Below are 19,908 nucleotides of genomic sequence, written 5' to 3' on the forward strand. Positions count from 1 at the left end.
CCGCCCGGTGATGGCAGACTCGCCGCCGGGTGCGGTGGAGGCAAGGATGCCATCTCGGGTCATGCTCGCGCGGTTGCGCCGGATCGGCGCCGCAGCCCTGCTGCCGGTGCTCGCCGCCGCGGCGCAAGCCGAGACCATCCCCGCGGAATATCTCGCGATCGAGCGGCAGGCCTGCAACGAGTCCTGCGCCAAGGCGGGCTCGCCCGCGGCCTGGTGCAAGCGCTACTGCGACTGCAGCATCGGCAAGATGAAGGCCGAGATCCCGTTCGAGATCTACAGCGGCGTCGGCCAGGCCGCGGTCAAGGACGCGCCGCAGCCGCCGGGTGTCACCGACAAGCTCGCCGAGATCGCCGCCGCCTGCGCCCAGCAGACGCAGTAGCCGCCGCTCACATCGCGAACGGCTTCGGGTCGATGAAGCGCTTGATGACGTTGGCGGTGATCCGGCTCACGTTGTTGTCATAGCCGTTATGCGAGAGCGCGCCGGCCCAGGAGATCGAGCTGGTCGAGAACACCGCACCGCCCTTCGGCGTCTCGAAGAACACCATGTCGCAGCGGACCATCGGGCAGGTGTCGCCGTCGATCGCCGAATGGGTGTGGTTGAACTCTTCCTTGACCCAGTGATAAGCCGAGGAGAACTCGGTCGCTTCCGCGACGATCAGCGCATGGCGCGGCGTGCCGAGCGCGGTGTCGGCGCGGTCGATCTCCCAGCCCGCGGCACCGCCGCCGACGATGCCGAAATCGCCGATCACCTCGTCCTTGGCCAGGCCCTCGAAGATGAAGGCGGCGCGCGGGTCGAAGCTCTCCGGCCGGCGCCGGTATGAGCTCGCGCTGTCGAAACCCTGCGCGGTGAAGCCGGCGCCGCAGACGATCTGCGGCGCCCGGTCCATGCGCCGCCAGAGCCCGCCCAGCTCGCCGGTGAAGCTCATATAGTATTCGCCGCCTTCGGAGATCCAGCCGCGCATGCCGTCCTCGGCGCGCCGGTGCTCGATGACCCCGGGGAGTTCGCTGTGATAGGCGATGCGCCAGTAGAAGCCGTTGGCGCCGAGATAGACCAGCCGCCCGCCGAGATCGGTGAAGCCCTGCACCGCGTCCAGCATTTTGAGCGTGTAGTATTCCGGATGCGTGCCGGTGACGACGCAGCGGTATTGCTTCAGCAGGTCGAGGCCTTCGCGCTCGAGGTCGTCGTCGGTGATGACGTCGTAGTCGAGCTTCTGTGCTTCCAGCCAGTCGGTGATATGGGTGTCGGCGTTGAACTGCCAGAGATGGCTTTTGGGGCGCATGTTCAGCACCGGCCGCAGCGACGAGGAGTAGCAGACGCCGCTGCCGTCGCTGTGCAGGTCATAGGTCGAAAGCCCGAAGCCGAGATGCTCCTCGAGATAGCGGTCGGCCTCGGTCATGGTCTCGAACACGCCCATGCTGGTCTCGTTGAAGGTCCAGGAGGACGGCATCTGGTGGTTGGCATAGGCCCAGTAGCTGGCGCTCGGGATCAGCAACGCCAGCGGCTTGCGCTTCTGCCCCGGTCCCGGCCGCACGCAGATCGGCACGAACTCCTCATAGGCCTCCGTCTTGCCCTTCTGGCTCAACTGGACGCAATAGACGCCACTCTTCAGGTCCTTGGGCAGTTCCCAGGTGAAGTCGGTCTCCCAGCCGCAGTCATAGAGGTCGTCGTCGTGGAAGTGGATCGCCGCGTATTGCTCCGGCGCCTTGGTCCAGTTGTATTCGCTGCCGTCCCAGTTCCAGCCCTTCATGCCGCGGGTCGGCAGGTTCACGATGCGGCCGTCATGGCCGTTGCCGCTCGCGTCCGCCACGGCGATGCCGGAGATGCCCTGGCCGAAATCCCAGGCGGCCAGCACGCCGCTCGCGGCCCGCGCCGCCTTCGCATCGGTACCGAGCTTCTCGATCGTCGCGGCGTCGAGCGCGCGGCCGATCACCGCCGGGCTGTCGATCTTGCCGTTGTAATGCGCTGCCGCCTGCTCGCCGGCGCTCCAGGCGGCGATGCGGAACGGCCCGCCGACACCGGCGCCGGTGCGCGCGATCGCTGCCACCGGCGGCTCCAGCCGGCGCGTGACTTCGCTCACGGCATCGCCCGGGCCGCGGTGGTTCAGCAGGCGCTGCCGTAGCATGATCGTGCCCGCCGCCGCGTCGAAGGCGAGGCTCACCAGATACCAATGCCGGTCGAGCATCGGCCGGTCGAGATGGATCAACGGACTATCGCCGAGCTGGACGCTGAGGCGTCCCGAACCGTCGATAGCCAGGCTGCAGCCGCTGCGGTTGGCGGCGTCGAAATTGCCCAGGATCGCCTGCGGCGCGCCCTTGAGCGGCAGGGTCGGCCAGACCATGGCGATGAAGGTGAAGGAGCCGGCGAGCTGCGGCCCGCCCTTCCTGAACTCCACATGCGACCCGGCATGGATCGGCTGCAGCCGCGCCGGATAGGATTTCGCGATCGGCGAGGCGATGTCCTCGCCCTTGAAGCCCGGCCCGTGCGGGCTGTCGTCGCCGCAGATCAGGCGGATCAGCTTGGCGCTGTATTCGCCGGGCTCCGGCGCACTGACCTTGATCTCGATGCGCTCGCCCGGGGCGGCGCTGATACGATCGGCATAGGCAAGCAGGCGTTCGGCCATAGTCACTCCACGGGACATTCTTGGCCGGTGATCTCCAGCCAGCGGGCGCGGAAGCAGGCCCAGCTCGCCTCCTGCGGCGTCTTGTAGGTCGGGCCGTATTCCGTCATCGGCGTGCCGCGCTTCGGGCCGAACTTGCCGAGGCGGAATTGCCGCTCCGACTTGGAGGCGAGGATCACGGACTTGCCGCGGGCGCTGCCCCAGCGGAGGATCAGCAGCAGCTTCTGCAGTTCGGCGCTGTGCGGGCCGTTGGGCCGCGCCTTGTACTCGCGCGCCAGATCGGCGCGGGCAGGATCGATCCGATACATGATGGGTTCCGGCAGGTGGCGTTAGTTGGTCTTCTTCATGTCATCATAGAGCGCCATCAGACCGGCTGTCGATGCGTCCCTTGCCGCGCCTGATCCCGCCAAAATGTCGTTGGCGAGCTTCTTGCCGAGCTCGACCCCCCATTGGTCGAAGGAATTGATCCCCCAGATCACGCCCTGCACGAAGATCTTGTGCTCATAAAGCGCAATGAGGGCACCCAAATGCCAGGGGGTGAGCGCCGGGATTATCAGGGTGGTGGAGGGCCGGTTGCCGCTGAATACCCGGAAGGGCAGCACCCGGGCGATGGTCGCGGCATCGGCCCCGGCCTGTTTCATCTCGGCTTCGACCTCGGCGGCAGTGCGGCCCAGCATCAGTGCCTGGGTCTGGGCGAGGGCGTTCGCCACCAGCAACTCCTGGTGCCGGTCGGTCGCCTTCGCGCCGAGCTCGGTATGCCCCTGCGCCACGACGATGAAGTCCGAAGGGATGAGCGGCGTGCCCTGGTGCAGCAGCTGGTGGAAGGCATGCTGGCCGTTGGTGCCGGGCTCGCCCCAGACCACGGGTGCGGTCGGCATCTGCACGGGCTGGCCATCGCGCGCGACCGACTTGCCGTTGCTCTCCATGTCGAGCTGCTGGAGATAGGAAGGCAGCAGTTCCAGGTCCTGCGCATAAGGCAGGACCGCATGCGACTGCGCGTCCCAGAAGTCGATATACCAGACGCCGAGCAGGCCGAGGATGACCGGCAGGTTCTCCGGAATGGGTGCCGAGCGGAAATGCTGGTCCATGTCGGCGGCGCCGTCGAGCAGCGCGCGGAAATTCTCCCAGCCGACCGAGAGCAGGATCGGCAGGCCGATCGAGGACCAGAGCGAGTAGCGCCCGCCGACCCAGTCCCAGAACTCGAACATGTTCGCGGTGTCGATGCCGAAGGCGGAGACCGCTTTGGCATTGGTGGAGACCGCGACGAAATGCTTGGCGACGGCGGCCGGGTCGGGGATCCGCTCCTGGAACCAGGCCTTGGCGCTCATCGCATTCGCCATGGTCTCCTGGGTGGTGAAGGTCTTCGAGGCGATGATGAACAAGGTCTCGTCGGCCTCGGCGCCTTTCAGCGCGCCGTCGAGATGCGCGAGATCGACATTCGAGACGAAATGCATGTCGAGCCGCGGATGCCGATAGGGACGGAGCGCGGCCGTCACCATCTTCGGCCCGAGATCGGAGCCGCCGATCCCGATATTGATCACCCGCCGGATCGGCTTGCCGGTGGCGCCGCGCCATTGCCCGTCGCGCACTTGTTTGGAGAAGGCGCGCAGACGCTCCTGCACCGCGCGGATGCCGGCCAGGACGTCGCTGCCCTGGTCCTGGAAGGCGCCGCCCTTGGCGCGGAGCGCCATATGCAGCACGGCACGGTCCTCGGTGCCGTTGATATGCTCGCCGCCGAACAGGCGATCGCGCCACTTCTCCACCTCCGCGACCTTGGCCAGGTCGTGCAGCAGCTTCAAATCCGCGACCTCGATCAGGTTCTTCGAATAGTCGAGCACGAAGTCGCCGAGGCTCGCCGAGAAATTCTGGAACCGCTGCGGGTCCTTGGCGAAGAGCTCGCGCAGATGCAGCTGGCGCCAGGCCTCGCGCCGCGCCTTCAGCTTCTCGCGGATCGGCTGGAGCTTGCTCATAGGGCCACCGACCGCCGGTCGATCACGCCGTCGCGCCAGAGATGGAGGTTGGTCAAGGTTCGCTCCGCATATCGCATTCGCCAGGACAGCATCCGCTGCGCATAGTCAAGAACGACCGGGGCGTGTTTTGGATCCTGCGCCAGGTTGTTCATCTCGGTGGGATCGTTCTCCAGGTCGAACAGCAGCGGCGGCAGGCTCGCGAAATGCACGTATTTCCAGCGCCTGCCCCGGATGATGGCGAGCTGGCAGTCGTCGGGCTTCAGGCCGAGCGCGGTCTCCGCATCGAACCCGCCCAGGTTCGGCGAGGTGCGGAAATCGAGCTCCATATGCGTTTCCTCGCGCCAGCCCCTCGGCGTCTGGCCCTCGATGAAGGGCAGGAGCGAGGCGCCGTCGCATTCGACCGGCGGCTCCGCGCCGAGCCAGGAGAGGATGGTCGGCATGATGTCGATCGATTCCGAGAAGGCGTCCACCTGGCGGCCGCGGCCGGCGTCGGCTTCCTCGCGTGGGTCGCGGATGATCAGCGGGATATGAAAGCTCGGCTCGAAATAGAGCTCCTTGCCCCAGGTGTAATGATCGCCGCCCATCTCGCCGTGGTCGCAGGTGAAGACGATGAGGGTGTTGTCGTATTCGCCGGTGGCCTTGAGATGCGCGATCAGGCGACCGACCGCGTCGTCGACCTCGCTGATCATCCCGTAATAGCAGGCCCGCATCTGGCGCAGTTCGAGGTCGGGCATGGTGACGAGGTTGTTCGGGTTGTGCTCGTCATAGCCGCTGGGCTTGGCGAAGGTCTCGATCCAGTGCCTGAGATGCGGATGCTGCGCGCCTTCCTGCTCCGGGGTCGCGGCCCGGGCCGGGAAGGGTACCTCCGCCGGATCGTAGAGCGCGTTGTAGGGCTCCGGCGTGATCACCGGCGGATGCGGGCGCAGGAAGACGCAGTGCAGGAACCAGTCCTTCTCCCGGTTCGCCTTCAGCCAGTCGATGGCGAGGTCCGCCATGAAATTGGTGTCGCTGTCCTCAGCCTTGAACAAGGTCGGCCGGTAGCGATGGCCGCGACCCGCCGGCAGCGCGATGTCGCGGGGCTTGTAGACGTCGCGGCGGCCGGTGAAGCCGTAGCCCTTGCGGTGGAGGTCGCTCATCCAGGCCGCTTCGAAATCCTGGAAGATCATGCCGACTCGATAGCCCGGCATCGGGCCTTCATAGGTCTTGAGCGCCGGGTCGTTGGGATGGCGGTCTCTGGGATCGGCGCTGGTGTCGGTATAGCCGTAGAGTGTCGGCTCGTAACCGGCCTTGCGCGCTTCCTTGGCAATGTTGGTGTGCCGCGAATCGAGCGGCGTGCCGTTCCGCCCGGAGCGGTGGTTCATCAGGTAGAGCCCGGTGTGGAGACTGGTGCGCGCCGGGCCGCAGGGTGCGCAGACGGTGCGGTGCTGCTTGAACAGCGTGCCGTCCTTGGCCAGGGCGTCGAGATGCGGGGTCTTCACGACCGGATGATGGACGGCGGACAGGCATTCGGCGCGCCACTGGTCGGCGGAGATGAACAGGACTTTGCGGGATTGTGCGGTCACGGATCGTTTCTCGATAAAGGGGGGTAACTCGTTCTGAAACCAGCAGAGAACCGATGATGGGCTGCCTCACTTCGGTTCTCCGGGACGGCGAGCTTAGCCGGTTTCGCTGCGCTGCGGCAGAGGCTGCGGGAATCGTCGGCTTCAGCCTACGGCAATCTCGTCTTGGCTGTCATGTCTCTGTAATATGGCTGCAACAAGCGGCGGGCTAATGTCCCGCGCGCAAAAAAGCCGGGTGAACCGGCGCCCGAAAAACGAGAGAGACCAGAGGTGACAAGATGAGAAAGTTCGATTTCGCGGTGGCCCTGCGGCGCGCGCTGCTGACCACCACCGCGATGGGGAGCGCTGCCGCGGTCCTGGTGACCAGCATCGCTGCGACGGCGCGAGCCGACGCAATGGAAGACCTGGTTGCCGCCGCCAAGAAGGAAGGCCAGCTGACCACGATCGCCCTGCCGCATGACTGGTGTGGCTATGGCGCGCTGATCGACGGCTTCAAGGCGAAGTACGGCCTCACTGTCAACGAACTCAACCCGGATGCGGGTTCGGGCGACGAGATCGAGGCGATCAAGGCCAACAAGGGCAATACCGGCCCGCAGGCGCCGGATGTGATCGACGTCGGCCTCTCCTTCGGCCCCTCGGCCAAGAAGGACGGCCTGATCCAGCCGTACAAGGTCGCGACCTGGGATTCCATCCCGGACAGCGCCAAGGACGCCGAAGGCTACTGGTACGGCGACTATTACGGCGTGCTCGCCTTCGAGGTGAATACCGACATCATCAAGACCATGCCGAAGGATTGGGCCGATCTCCAGGGCGCCGACTTCAAGAACGCGGTGGCGCTGGCCGGCGATCCGCGTACCTCGAACCAGGCGATCCAGGCGGTCTACGCCGCCGGCCTCGCCAGCGGTGCGAAGGACGCGAAGGCCGCCGGTGAAGCCGGCCTGAAGTACTTCGCCGAGCTGAACAAGAACGGCAACTTCGTGCCAGTCATCGGCAAGGCCGCGTCGCTCGCCCAGGGCTCGACCCCTGTGATCATCCGCTGGGACTACAACGCGCTCGCCGACCGCGACACCCTGAAGGGCAACCCCGGCGTCGAGGTCGTGGTGCCGGCCTCCGGTGTCGTCGCCGGCGTCTATGTCCAGGCGATCAGCGCCTATGCGCCGCACCCCAACGCCGCCAAGCTCTGGATGGAGTATCTCTACTCCGACGAAGGGCAGCTCGGCTGGCTGAAGGGCTACTGCCACCCGATTCGCTTCAACGACCTGGTGGAGAAGGGCAAGGTCCCGCAGGAGATGCTGGACAAGCTGCCGCCGGCCGATGCCTACAAGAAGGCCGTCTTCCCGTCGCTCGACGAGCAGGCCGCGGGCAAGGAAGCGATCACCAAGCAATGGGACTCGGTGGTGGGCGCCAACGTCCAGTAAGCTGGGCGTGACCGGGCACGGGGTCATCCGGCGTCAAGCCGGGTGACCCTTACCCGTTTCAGATCACTCGAAACGACTGCGACCGCCGCGCATGGACCATCGGGCATGACCGCCACCACCGACACGACTCCACCGCTGCCGGCCGAACCAGGCCCGGTGCCGGATCGGAGCGCCGCACCGAAAAATCTGGCGCTGGGCCAGCAGGTCTGGGCCTGGCTCGGCGTCGGGCCGTTCTTCATCTTCGCCCTGATGTTCCTGCTGCTGCCGACCGTCTACCTGCTGGTCGGCGCTTTCCAGGACGCGGACGGGCATTTCACCCTGCAGAACCTGGCGGACCTCTTCACGCCGTCGATCCTCAGCGCCTATTGGATCAGCATCAAGGTGAGCCTCGCCTCGGCGCTGGTCGGCGCCTTGATCGGCTTCTTCCTGGCCTATGCCGTGGTGCTGGGCGGGTTGCCGGCCTGGCTGCGGCCGACCCTCATGACCTTCTCCGGCGTCGCCTCGCAATTCGCCGGATTGCCGCTGGCCTTCGCCTTCCTGGCAACGCTGGGGCGAACCGGCCTGGTCACCGTGCTGGCGCGCGACTTCCTCGGCTTCAACCTCTACGGCACCGGATTCAACCTGCTGAGTTTCTGGGGGCTGACGCTCACCTACCTCTATTTCCAGATCCCGCTGATGGTGCTGATCCTCACCCCGGCACTCGACGGGCTGAAGAAGGAATGGGGCGAGGCGGCGCAGGTCCTGGGCGCCAGCCAGCGGCAATACTGGACCATGGTGGCGCTGCCGATCCTCTTCCCCAGCATCCTGGGCGCGACACTGCTGCTGTTCGCCAATTCCTTCGGCGCGATCGCCACGGCCTATGCGCTGACCGGCAGCTCGCTCAACATCGTCACCATACTGCTCTATGCCCAGATCCGCGGCGACGTGCTGCACAACCAGAATCTCGGCTATGCGCTGGCGCTCGGCATGATCCTGATCACCGGTCTCTCCAACGGCGCCTATATCTGGCTGCGCGCGAGAGCGGAGCGGTGGATGCGATGAAACAGTCCAAGATCGGCTCCTGGATCGCGGTCGTCGTCGGCACGCTCTACTTCATCGTGCCGCTGATCTGCACCTTCGAGTTCTCGCTCAGGATGCGGCGCGGCGAATACAGCTTCGACGCCTACCGGGTGGTGTTCAGCGATCCCAGCTTCCAGGAAACCTTCCTCTATTCGACCCTGATGGGGCTGATCACGATCGTGATCGGCGTCGTGCTGGTTGTACCCACGGCCTACTTCATACAGCTCCGGCTGCCGAAGCTCCGGCCGGTCGTCGAGTTCATCACCCTGCTGCCGCTGGTCATGCCGGCGATCGTCATCGTCTTCGGCTATCTGCGGCTCTACAACAGCTCGTCGATCCTCCCGATGACGGCGAATGCCCGCACCACCGACCTGCTGCTGGCCTTCAGCTACGTGACCCTGGCCTTGCCCTACATGTACCGCGCGGTCGAGACCGGCATGCGGGCGATCGATGTCCGGACGCTCACCGAGGCGGCGGAGATACTGGGCGCCAAGCTCCCGACGATTCTCTTCAAGGTTATCTTCCCGAATGTCCGGGTCGCGATCCTCAGCGGCGCGTTTCTCACCTTCGCGATCGTCATCGGCGAGTTCACCATGGCGAGCCTTTTGAACCGGCCGGCCTTCGGTCCATATCTGCAGCTGATCGGCGCCAACCGGGCCTATGAGCCATCGGCGCTGGCGATCATCGCCTTCCTGATCACCTGGGCCTGCATGGGCCTGATCAACGTGTTCGGGCGGGCGCGACAATTGAAGCGCGCATGATTCAGATGCCGTCATTGCCGGGGTTGACCCGGCAATCTCGTGCGGAACGGAAAAAGATGCGCGGGTCGCGCCCGCGCATGACGAAATAGGTGGTGTATGGCGTTTCTCGAGATCAACGACGTCCGCAAGCAGTTCGGCGTCAACGTCGTCGTCAAGGGCTTTACCCTCGGCATCGAGGGCGGCGAGTTCCTGTCGCTGCTCGGCCCCTCCGGCTGCGGCAAGACCACGGTGCTGCGGATGGTGGCGGGGTTCGAAAGCCCGACCTCCGGCGTGATCCGGATCGACGGCAAGGACGTGACCAACCTCAGGCCCAACCAGCGCAATGTCGGCATGGTGTTCCAGGCCTATGCGCTGTTTCCGAACATGACGGTGGCCGAGAATGTCGCCTTCGGCCTCAAGGTTGCGAAACGGACCGCCGCGGAGATCAAATCCCGCGTCGATGAGATGCTGAACATGATCAAGCTGCCGCATCTCGCCGACCGTTATCCCTACCAATGCTCCGGCGGCCAGCAGCAGCGCGTGGCCTTGGCCCGGGCGCTGGCGCAGAAGCCGAAGGTGCTGCTGCTCGACGAGCCGCTGTCGGCGCTCGACGCCAAGATCCGCGTGTCGCTGCGCGAGGAGATCCGCGCGCTGCAGCGGACGCTCGGCATCACCACGATCTTCGTCACCCATGACCAGGAAGAGGCGCTCTCGATGTCCGACCGCGTGGTCGTGATGAACGAGGGCCGCGCCGAACAGGTCGGCACGCCCTTCGAGGTCTACAACAACCCGGTGACACCCTTCGTCGCCAATTTCGTCGGCACCTTGAGCGTCCTTAAGGGCAAGGTGCTGGACGCGGCTTCGGGCCGGATCCAGATCGGCAAGAGCGAGATCGTCGCGTCGCGGAAGCTGTTCCAGGCCAATCCCGGCGATGCCTGTTCGGTGGCTTTGCGTCCCGAGGCGGCGGTGCTGGAGAACGGTCCTGGCGGCGCGGCGAACGGCGCCGCCCGCAATCGCCTCGAAGGCATCATCGACGACGTGAGCTTCCTGGGTTCGGTGGTGCGGGTGCGGGTCAAGATCGAGGACAACGCGATCTCGCTCGACACCTTCAACAACCCGAGCGCCATGCCGCCGCAGCCCGGCGCGCCGGTGGTGGTGAGCTTCACCCCGAACGATGTTCTGGTCCTGGAGGGCGCGCGCTAGCCTCCTACTGCGTCGCCACGATCCCAGGGCATTTCGCGTCGCCGCCAGCATCGTCCAAGCGGATCCCGGTGATCGAGAGGGTGAAGGCGCCGTGATTCTCCAGCAGGAAGGGCGTCGCGACGCTGCCGAGATCGGCGCCGGCCGCCTCGAAACAGGCCAGCGGCACCGTGAGGCTGGTCCAGCTGCCGACCGGGCTCTTGGCGAAAAGCTCGGTGATGTCGACCGGCGCGCCGTTGCCGCCCATCGTCAGGCTGACGCGTTCCTTGGGCGGTGAATCGACCCGGTAGTCGATGCGCAGGCTCTTGCCGGCCTCGGCGCGCAGGTCGACGGCGGGACCGATGATCCGTACCGTGCCATGGCCGGTGAAGATGAATCGCAAGGCACCCTCCTGGCGATCGGCGCTGTCGACCGCCTGGCTGGCAACGTCGCCGAGGCTCTTCAAGGTCCAGGGATCGACCAGCTTGCCCGGCGTGTAGTAGGTCGCGATGTTCATCGCGGCCGCCGCGCTCGGCGTCTCGTCGAGCTGCGGCACGGTCACGCGGTCGCCGTATCGCAAACCGTAGTCATAGGCGAAGAGTGGATCGTAGCCCGGCTGGCCGACATTGAGCACGGCCTGGTCGGGGCGCTTCGGCCAGCTGTAGCTCAGTTTGCCGTGGAAGTCCTTGTTGGGCGTGCCGTCGGCCTTCGCGACCAGCACGTCGGCGACGCCTTCGCCCTCGGTGCCGGGCAGGAATCCGGCGACAAAGGCGTCCGACTGGTTGATCTCCGGGTTGACCCAGAGCGGCCGGCCGGAGAGGAAGACCGCCACGGTCGGGATGCCCTGGGCCTTCAAGGCTTTCAGTGTTTCGAGGCCGGTGCGGTCCGCGAAGGAGAAGTCGATGCGGCCAATATCGCCGACATGCTCGGCATAGGGCTGCTCGCCGAAGATGACGATGGCGACATCGGGCTTAACGCCGCTGAACTTGCCGTCGGCGCTCAAGGTGGCGCTGCCGCCGCTCGCCTCGATCGCCGACTTCAATCCGGCCCAGAGGCTGACGCCTTGCTTGAAGTCTTCGTTGTGGCCGCCGCGGCCCTGCCAGGAGATGGTCCAGCCGCCGGATTGCAGGCCGATATCGTCGGCATGGCTGCCGGTGACCAGCACGCGGCTGTTCGGGCGAATAGGGAGCAGGTTGCCGTTGTTCTTCAGCAACACGATCGATTCCTGCACCGCGCGCCGCGCCACGGCGCGGTGCTCCGGCGTCGCCAGCTTGTTGCCGTCGATGCCGGGCCGGGCCGGATCGAACAGGCCGAGCTTCACCTTGACCCGCAGGATGCGGCGGACCGCATCGTCAATGCGTGCGAGAGGAATGGTGCCGTCCTCCGCTTCCTTCACCGTGTTGTCAAACAGCTCCTTCCAGCGGTGCGGCGCCATCGCCATGTCGAGGCCGGCGTTGAAGACCACCGGGCAGTCGCCGCCGTTGCAGCCCGGCACCTGGCTATGCGCGTTCCAGTCGCCGACGATGAAGCCGTCGAAGCCGAGCCGGCCCTTCAGGATGTCGGTCAGCAGGCTCTTGTTGCCGTGCATCTTGGCGCCGTTCCAGGAGGAGAAGCTCGCCATCACCGTCATGGCGCCGGCATTGACCGCGGCGACATAGCCCGGCGCATGCAGCGCGATCATCTCCTGTTCGGTGATCGCCGCGTCGCCCTGGTCGACGCCGTCCCGCGTGCCGCCGTCGGCGAGGTAGTGCTTGGCGGAAGCCGCGACCTTGCCGTCCTGGATGCGGGTGGTGCCGGGATCGCCCTGCAGGCCCTTCACATAGGCCGCGGCATATTCGGCGGTGATCTCCGGCCGCTCGGAATAGCCTTCGAAGGTGCGGCCCCAGCGGTCGTCCTGCGGCACCGAGACCGCCGGTCCGAAGGCCCAGTCGAAGCCGGAGGCCGCGGTCTCGGTCGCGGTGACGGCAGCGATCTCAGCGATGAGCTCGGGATCGCGCGCGGCGCCGAGGCCGATATTGTGCGGGAAGACCGTGGCGCCGGTGAAGTTCGAGGCACCGTGCACGGAATCGACACCCATGATCAGCGGGATCGGCACATGGCCCGGCCGCTGCTCGACGGCGACGGCATGATAGGCCGCCGTGGTGCGGATCCAGACATCAATCGCGACATTGTCGTCCTTATAGTTGGGTGGCGCCGAGTTGCCGCCCGCCAGCACCGAGCCCAGCGGATATTGGCGCAGGTCGTCCGGAACCGTGGCCTCGATGTCGCCCTGGATCATCTGCCCGACCTTCTCGCGCAGACTCATCTTCGCCATCAGGTCGGTGATGAAAGCCTCGGTCTGGGGATCGACCAGCCCGGCGCTGTGCGCCTCCGGCCAGAGCTCGGGATGGGCGACGGATGCTGATGCCGGCATTTGCTGTGACTCCGCAGTGGCGGACCGGATGAGAGCGAATACGACGAGGCCTGAAAGACAGGCGGTGGAGAAACGTCGGGAACGCGCCGGGGTTTCACCCGGCAATCTGCACCTCGACATCGGCGGCTTCCAGACGCTTCGCCAATTCGGCCGGCGGCGGTCCGTCGGTGATCAGAAGGTCGATGTCGTCGAACTTGCAGGCGACGACCAGGCCTTGCGCCGAGAACTTGGTCTGGTCCGCGGCCAGGATCACGCGATGCGCATGGCGGACCAGCGCCTGGCAGACCTCGGCCTCGCAGAGATGGTTGTCCATGACTCCGGTCTCGGCGTTGATCGCCGCCGCGGAGATGATCGCGGTGTCGACCTGGAACTGCTCGAGGAAGGCGAGGGTCGAGGGGCCGAAGGCGGCGCTGTCATCCGCCCGCACCTCGCCGCCGGCCAGCAGCACCTTGCTGCCCTCGCCCTGGCTCAGGCGCTGGGCAATCGGCGCCGAGTTGGTGACGGCGGTGAGGCCACGATGCCCCTGCAGGGCCTCCGCGACATAAATGTTGGTGCTGGCGGTGTCGATCAGCAGCGATTCGCCGTCGGCGATCTCGCGCGCCACGGCCGAAGCGATCGCCTGCTTGGCCGGCATGTTGACGAGGAGGCGGCGCTCCAAGGGCCGATCCTCGCGGCGGTCGGGCCAGGCAACGCTGCCATGGCTCTTCGCCACCAGGCCCTTGGCGGCGAGCCAGCGCACGTCGCGCCGCACCGTCTCGGTCGAGACGTCGAGCTCCTTGGCCAGCGCCGCGATGGTTGCGGAACGATGACGCCGCAGCTGCTCCAGCAGCTGGCCCTGGCGGTCGTTCAGGCGCAGGTTCGCGAGCAGGCTGAGCTGGTCGGTCTCGATCATCAGGTCCCGTCTCAGGTTTCCGGCAACCCCATCCGCCGGCGCAGCCGCCGGGCGCCGGCCACGATCAGCCGGTCGGCGACAATACCGAGAAAGGCTATCGCAAGGCCAGCCGTCAATCCACCGCCGCCGTCGGCCTTCGCCAGGGCGGTGAACACCGCCTGGCCGAGGTCCCGGGTGCCGACCAGCGCAGTGATCACCAGCATGGCAAGCGACATCAGGACCGTCTGGTTGATGCCGAGCATGATCGCCGGCAGCGCCAGCGGCAGCTGGACGCGCCACTGGATCTGGCGCGGGGTGCAGCCCATGGCCCGTGCCGCTTCGATCAGGTCGGGCGGCACCTGCTTGATGCCGGCGGTGGTGTAGTAAATCGCGAAGCTGACTGCGTAGGCGACGATGGCGATCATCGCCGTGACGTCGCCGACCCGGAACAGCATGACCACGGGGATCAGGTAGACCAAGCTCGGCAGGGTCTGCAGCGTGGCTTCGACCACGCTCATCACGCGGTCGACCGCCGGAATGCGCGCCGCCCAGGCGCCGATTGGAATGCCGATCAGGCAGGAGAAGAAGGCCGAGATTCCGCAGAGATAGACCGAGAGCATGGTCTTTTCCCAAAGCCCCGTCACCGCAGGGAATAGGAGCATCAGGCCGACTAGTAAGGCAAGTCGCCAGCCGGCCAACTGGTAGCCGAGCAAGGTGCCGGCCGCGACGAACACGATCCAGGGTAGGGCGGCGAGGAAGTTCTTCACCGGATTGAGCACATTGAGCAGCAGCCAGGTCCTAATGGCGTCGATGACGTCAAACAGGTTGACGTTGATCCATTCGATCAGCGCGTTCCAGAACGGCCCGGTGGTGAGGGTCATTTCCTTCGGCAGCTTGCCGACCGCAGGGACGACCAGGCTCAGCAGCGTCGTCACGACCAGCCAGGCCAGGGCGGCGGTCAGATAGGGGTGCCGCTGCGTGAAGGAAGCGCCGAGCATGACGGGCCGCCGCACCTGCTGGGAAGCGGCGGCGCTGATCCGGTCGAGCGCGATGGCGAGCGCGCTGATGGCGAGGCCGGCTTCAAGGCCGGCGCCGATCTTCAACGCCCGCAAGGCCAGCAGCACGTCGTAGCCGAGGCCCCCCGCGCCGATCATCGAGGAGATGATGACCATGTTGAGGGTCATCATGATCACCTGGTTGACGCCGATCATCAGCATCGGCCGCGCGGTCGGCAGCATGACCCGCCAGAGCTTCTGCCGACGGGTGCAGCCGGCCATGTCGGCGAAGGACTGGATGTCCTCGGAGACCTGTTCGAGCGCGAGCTTGGTCGCGCGCACCATCGGCGGCGAGGCGAAGATCGCGGTGGCGATCAGGCCCGGCACCGGGCCGGAGCCGAACAGCAGCAGGATCGGCACCAGATAGGCGAAAGCCGGGATGGTCTGGGCGAGGTCGAGCGAGGGCCGCACGAACCAGGCGTCGAGCCATTTGGAGCGGTAGGCGAGGATGCCGAAGAGGAGGCCAAGCGCGACGCCGAACGGCACGCAGATGATCACCAGCGCCAGCGTCAGCATGGCGCTGTCCCACTGGCCGAACAGCGCGATGTAGAGGAAGCAGATCCCGCTGACCAGCGCGAGCCGGATCCCGCCATAGGCATAGCCGGCGATCGCCGCGGCGCCCGCGACACCCAGCCAGGCGAGGCGCGGGACCTCGATGCCGAAGACGACGAAGCCCTTGGCGAGGACCGCGAAGGCGATCTGCAGCGGGATGTCGATGACCGCGGCGAGGCCGCGGGTGAGGAACTGGAAATGCTCGATCAGCCACTTCATCGTGGCGCCGATCCAGGCTGCGATCGGTACCACGGCGGAACGCGGATACTTCACCGCCCAGGCGGCGAGATCGGGTTGCAGCCAGAGCACCAGCGCGACCAGGCCCAGCGCCGCCCAGAGCATCCCGAAGCGGAAGCGCGGCAGGGTCCGGGGATGCAGCGCCAGATCGGTCATGCCGGCCGGGTCACGCCCGCGCATCCTTGCCGACCAGGGTGTCGATGACGGCCTGAGGCGAGAGCGCGCCGATGATCATCTGCTGCTCGTCGATCACCGGAACCGGGCCGGCGGCCTCGATCACCGCCGGTGCGATGTCGGCGATCTTGTCCGTCGCGCGCACGATGTACTGGACGCTGGTGTTGCGGATCGGGCCCATGACGCTGCGGGCGGTGACCACCTTGGCGCGCTGGACGTTGCGGGTGAAGGCGGCGACGTAGTCGTCGGCGGGCTCGAGCACCAGCTGTTCCGGGGTGCCGAGCTGGATCACCGAACCGTCCTTCATGATCGCGATCCGGTCGGCAAGCTTGATCGCCTCGTCGAAATCATGGGTCACGAAGATCATGGTCTTCTTGAGGACGCTCTGCAGGCGCAAGAGCTCGTCCTGCATCTCGCCGCGGATAAGCGGATCCAAGGCCGAGAAGGGCTCGTCCAGGAACCAGAGCTCCGGCTTCACCGCCAGGCTGCGGGCGATGCCGACCCGCTGCTGCTGCCCGCCGGAGAGCTGGCGGGGAAAGGCGTTCTCGCGGCCGCCCAGGCCCACCAGCTCGATCACCTCGCGGGCGCGTGCTTCGCGTTCGGGCTTGGGAACGCTCTGGATGGCGAGCGGGAAGGCGACATTGTTCAGCACCGAAAGATGCGGCAGCAGCGCGAAGTGCTGGAATACCATGCCCATCTTGTGGCGGCGGATCTCGATCAGCTCCGCTTCGCTGGCGCGCATCAGGTCGCTGCCCTCGAAGAAGACCTGGCCGGCGGTGGGCTCGACCAGCCGCGACAGGCAGCGCAGCAGGGTGGACTTGCCCGATCCCGAGAGCCCCATGACGATGAAGATCTCGCCCTCGCCGATGTCGAGTGAGACATCGCGCACGCCCGCCATCAATCCGGCGGCGCGCAGCGCGTCGGAAGAGGGCGTAGGCTCGTTGGCCATGAACTCTTCCGCCCCGCGCCCGAAGACTTTCCACACGCCCCGGCAGGCGAGCTTCACCTTGTCGTTGTCCGCCATCATCCCGCCAATCATAAGATCCGCGCCGGAAGCTGCCAACCGGCGCGGATCTCGTCTCGAACGAGGCTGTTACCCTCGGCCGTTACTTCGACCAGCCGTCGATCGTGCTCTGGTTCTTGGCGATCCAGGCATCGGCAACTTCGTCCATCGACTTGTTGTCGAGATCGACTTGGCCGGACAGCGCGTTCAGGTCCTCGACCGGGATCGTGTAGGCCTTGGCGATCTTGTAGGCGCCGGGCCACTTGTCCTTCATCCCGCCCCAGCCGTATTTCCAGATCTCGCCATGCGGTTTGCCGCAATCATAGGCCATGTCGGGATTGAGGCCCCATTTCGGGTCGGTGTAGCATTCCGGCGTGTTCTCCGGGAACGCGACCCACTCGCCCTTGTACTTGGCGGGCGCCCAATGCGGGCTGTAGATCCAGAGCATGATCGGCGCCTTGCGCTGATAGGCGGATTCCAGCTCGGCGAACATCGCGGCATCGGTGCCGGCATGCACCACCTCGAAGGGCAGGCCCAGCGCCTCGACCCGCTCGTCGTCGAAGCCGCCCCAGGTGGTCGGGCCGCCGAGATAGCGGCCCTTCGGCGCGGTCTCCGGCGTCGAGAAGGCTTCCGCGCATTTCGGATCCTTCAGTGCTTCCCAGTTCGGCAGGCCGGGGCACTTCTCCTTCATGTATTCCGGATACCACCATTCCTCTTTCGCCTTCGGCCCGAGCATGCCGAGCTTCTCGGTCTTGCCGCTGGCATCCGCCGCGGCCATGGCTTCGCCGGCGGTGGTGTCCCAGTATTCGACGCCGATGGTGAGGTCGCCGGTCTGCAAGCCGGTCTGCAGGCTGGAGAGGTAATCCGAGGTCACGAGCTCGACGTTGTAGCCCTTGGCCTTCAGGATCTTGGAAAGAATGGTCGCGTTGATGTTGACGCTGGTCCAGTCGAACATCGCGATCTTGATCGGATCGGTGCTCTCAGGATCCGCGTTGGCCGCCGGCGCCCCCGCCGACAGCAATGCGATACTCAAGACTGCAGCGCTCACGGCGCCGGACAACAAGCTTTTCATTTTTGGCCTCCCTGTTGCTCCGGCATTTGGCCCCGGAGATGCCCTGTCTTCACGTTGGATTCTGGATCGTCGTCGCTCCTCGGTGATGCGATCGGCGCTGGGAATGCATGTGGCCTTCCCACGCAATTCCAACATCAAACACGAAGTTGGAGCGGTCCGCAAAGACAAATCTGGTCAACGGATGTGGATTTGGCGTCAGAACGCCTCGAGCGGGAAGGCGAGGGTGCTGGCGCCGCCGCCGGTGACCCGTGCTGCCTCGGTTTCAGCCTCGACCAGGAGATTGCTGCTGAAAAATGCGGCGGTCGCCGCTTTCGCCGCGACGAAATCGGGGGCGAGACCAGATTGGTTCCCCGCCGCCGCGGCCGCGCGCGCCAGCAGCCAGCCCGCGATCACCGTGCCACAGAGGCCGAGATAAGGCGTCGCGACGGCGAGCGCCGCCGGCAGATCGCCGGCGCCGGTCTTCAGCAGATAGGCGGTCGCGCGTTCCATCTGCTGCAACGCGGCCTTGAGCGCGGCCTTATCGTCGAGCCCGTCGAGACTTCCGGCAATCTCGGCGATCAGGCCCTGCATCGCCTTGCCCTGGTCGCGCAACAGCTTGCGCCCGAGCAGGTCCATCGCCTGGATGCCATTGGTCCCTTCGTAGATCGGCGCGATCCGCGAATCCCGGAAGTATTGCGCGGCGCCGGTCTGCTCGATGAAGCCGACGCCGCCGTGCACCTGCACGCCCAATGACGCCACGCGCACGCCCTGGTCGGTGCACCAGGCTTTCACGATCGGGATCAGCAGGTCGGTCAGCGCCTGGTTGCGTTCGCGTGTCGCCTCATCGGGATGGCGTTTCGCCCGGTCAAGAGCGCCGGCGCAGTAGAGCACCAGCGCGCGCATGCCTTCGGTGAGCGCGCGCATGATCAGGAGATTCCGCCGCACGTCGGGGTGATGCAGGATCGGCGCGCCCTTGGTCCCATCGACCGGCGTGCCCTGCACCCGCTGGCGCGCATAGGCGACGGCATGCTGATAGGCGCGCTCGCCGATCGCGAGGCCCTGGATGCCGACCGCGAGCCGCGCGTTGTTCATCATGATGAACATATACTCGAGGCCGCGATTGGGCTCGCCGACCCGATAGGCGACGGCGCCTTCATTGTCGCCATAGGCCATGACACAGGTCGGCGAGGCATGGATGCCGAGCTTCTTCTCCAGGGAGACGACGCGCAGGTCGTTGCGCGGGCCGAGGCTGCCGTCGGCATTCGGGATGAACTTCGGCACGATGAACAGCGAGATGCCCTTGGATCCGGCCGGCGCATCCGGCAGGCGCGCCAGCACGAAATGCACGATGTTCTCGGTGAGATCGTGCTCGCCGTAGGTGATGAAGATTTTTTGGCCCCTGAGGCGATAGGTGCCGTCCGCCGCGGGCTCGGCGCGGGTGCGGATCGCGCCGAGATCGGTGCCGGCCTGCGGCTCGGTCAGGTTCATCGTGCCGGTCCACTGCCCGCTGATCATCTTCGGCAGGTAGGTCTGCTTCTGCTCCGGCGTGCCGACATACTGCAGCGCCTCGATGGCGCCCTGGGTCAGCAGCGGACAGAGCGAGAAGGCCATGTCGGCCGCGTTCCAGATCTCCTGCAATGCGCTGGTCAGCACCCAGGGCATGCCCTGGCCGCCGTAGTCGGGATCGAAGGCGACGGCGTTCCAGCCGGCCTCGGCAAAGCCCTTGTAGGCCTCCTTGGAGCCGGTGGGCGTGCGCACGACGCCGTTCTCCAGCTTGGCTCCCTCGCGGTCCCCGATCGCATTCAACGGCGCCAGTACTTCGCCGGCGAACTTGCCCGCCTCTTCGAGGATCGCTTGCACGGTCTCGGGCGTCGCATCGGCATAGCCGGGCAGACTGGCCAGGTCCTCGAGGCCGGCGATGGCCTTCATGGTGAAGAGAATATCGGTAACCGGCGCGCTGTAATCGGACATGGTCATCTCCCCTGGGAGAGTCCCATGATGCGCTGGAT

15 protein-coding genes are annotated in these 19,908 nt (G+C 66.2%); 5 read left to right on the forward strand and 10 right to left on the reverse strand.

Going from position 1 to position 19,908, the window contains the following annotated elements; translation table 11 throughout:
* The first annotated feature begins 46 nt into the window (after positions 1-46).
* Complete coding sequence (locus ACYQ4T_RS04315; protein ID WP_459851046.1) at positions 47-379, forward strand: hypothetical protein; 333 nt, start codon at positions 47-49, stop codon at positions 377-379.
* A 7-nt stretch (positions 380-386) separates the two neighbouring features.
* Here ACYQ4T_RS04315 and ACYQ4T_RS04320 read toward each other — a convergent pair whose 3' ends face one another.
* From ACYQ4T_RS04320 to ACYQ4T_RS04335, 4 genes are read right to left on the reverse strand one after another with little or no spacing between them, the layout of a single operon-like run.
* On the reverse strand, positions 387-2,621 hold the full coding sequence (locus ACYQ4T_RS04320) for a N,N-dimethylformamidase beta subunit family domain-containing protein (protein ID WP_459851047.1): 2,235 nt from the start codon (positions 2,619-2,621) through the stop codon (positions 387-389).
* Between the two features lie 2 nt (positions 2,622-2,623).
* Positions 2,624-2,926 (reverse strand): hypothetical protein, encoded by a 303-nt coding sequence (locus tag ACYQ4T_RS04325; RefSeq protein WP_459851048.1) that lies wholly within the window; start codon positions 2,924-2,926, stop codon positions 2,624-2,626.
* Between the two features lie 21 nt (positions 2,927-2,947).
* Positions 2,948-4,588: a glucose-6-phosphate isomerase gene (gene pgi / locus ACYQ4T_RS04330; protein WP_459851049.1), complete on the reverse strand. Its 1,641-nt coding sequence runs from the start codon at positions 4,586-4,588 to the stop codon at positions 2,948-2,950.
* Complete coding sequence (locus ACYQ4T_RS04335; RefSeq protein ID WP_459851050.1) at positions 4,585-6,150, reverse strand: alkaline phosphatase family protein; 1,566 nt, start codon at positions 6,148-6,150, stop codon at positions 4,585-4,587. The genes pgi and ACYQ4T_RS04335 overlap by 4 nt, the downstream gene beginning before the upstream one ends.
* A gap of 275 nt (positions 6,151-6,425) precedes the next feature.
* Here ACYQ4T_RS04335 and ACYQ4T_RS04340 point away from each other — a divergent pair, with 275 nt between their 5' ends.
* The 4 genes from ACYQ4T_RS04340 (at position 6,426) to ACYQ4T_RS04355 (ending at position 10,567) form a co-directional block, all read left to right on the forward strand.
* The gene (locus ACYQ4T_RS04340) at positions 6,426-7,565 is read left to right on the forward strand and encodes an ABC transporter substrate-binding protein (protein ID WP_459851051.1); all 1,140 of its coding nucleotides are present in this window, start codon (positions 6,426-6,428) and stop codon (positions 7,563-7,565) included.
* 105 nt (positions 7,566-7,670) lie between these two features.
* Entirely contained in the window at positions 7,671-8,606 is a 936-nt protein-coding gene (locus ACYQ4T_RS04345) for an ABC transporter permease (protein ID WP_459851052.1), read from the forward strand.
* Entirely contained in the window at positions 8,603-9,385 is a 783-nt protein-coding gene (locus ACYQ4T_RS04350) for an ABC transporter permease (RefSeq protein ID WP_459851053.1), read from the forward strand. Before ACYQ4T_RS04345 ends, ACYQ4T_RS04350 begins: the two co-directional genes overlap by 4 nt.
* A 96-nt stretch (positions 9,386-9,481) precedes the next feature.
* Positions 9,482-10,567: an ABC transporter ATP-binding protein gene (locus tag ACYQ4T_RS04355; protein WP_459851054.1), complete on the forward strand. Its 1,086-nt coding sequence runs from the start codon at positions 9,482-9,484 to the stop codon at positions 10,565-10,567.
* Between the two features lie 4 nt (positions 10,568-10,571).
* Here the strand turns inward: ACYQ4T_RS04355 and ACYQ4T_RS04360 are convergent, their stop codons facing one another.
* The 6 genes from ACYQ4T_RS04360 to ACYQ4T_RS04385 all read right to left on the reverse strand — a co-directional run bounded on the left by ACYQ4T_RS04360 (position 10,572) and on the right by ACYQ4T_RS04385 (position 19,870).
* The gene (locus tag ACYQ4T_RS04360; RefSeq protein WP_459851055.1) at positions 10,572-12,956 is read right to left on the reverse strand and encodes a glycoside hydrolase family 3 protein; all 2,385 of its coding nucleotides are present in this window, start codon (positions 12,954-12,956) and stop codon (positions 10,572-10,574) included.
* Positions 12,957-13,050: 94 nt separating this feature from the next.
* A complete protein-coding gene (locus ACYQ4T_RS04365; RefSeq protein ID WP_459851056.1) occupies positions 13,051-13,848 on the reverse strand; it encodes a DeoR/GlpR family DNA-binding transcription regulator in 798 nt (265 codons plus the stop codon).
* 11 nt (positions 13,849-13,859) lie between these two features.
* The gene (locus ACYQ4T_RS04370) at positions 13,860-15,827 is read right to left on the reverse strand and encodes an ABC transporter permease (RefSeq protein WP_459851057.1); all 1,968 of its coding nucleotides are present in this window, start codon (positions 15,825-15,827) and stop codon (positions 13,860-13,862) included.
* 10 nt (positions 15,828-15,837) lie between these two features.
* The gene (locus tag ACYQ4T_RS04375; protein WP_459851058.1) at positions 15,838-16,872 is read right to left on the reverse strand and encodes a quaternary amine ABC transporter ATP-binding protein; all 1,035 of its coding nucleotides are present in this window, start codon (positions 16,870-16,872) and stop codon (positions 15,838-15,840) included.
* A 79-nt stretch (positions 16,873-16,951) separates the two neighbouring features.
* A complete protein-coding gene (locus tag ACYQ4T_RS04380) occupies positions 16,952-17,920 on the reverse strand; it encodes an ABC transporter substrate-binding protein (protein ID WP_459851059.1) in 969 nt (322 codons plus the stop codon).
* 195 nt (positions 17,921-18,115) lie between these two features.
* Positions 18,116-19,870, reverse strand: coding sequence for an acyl-CoA dehydrogenase family protein (locus ACYQ4T_RS04385; protein WP_459851060.1), 1,755 nt, complete (start codon positions 19,868-19,870; stop codon positions 18,116-18,118).
* Positions 19,871-19,908 lie beyond the last annotated feature (38 nt).

This window comes from Dongia sp. agr-C8, from assembly GCF_054658695.1.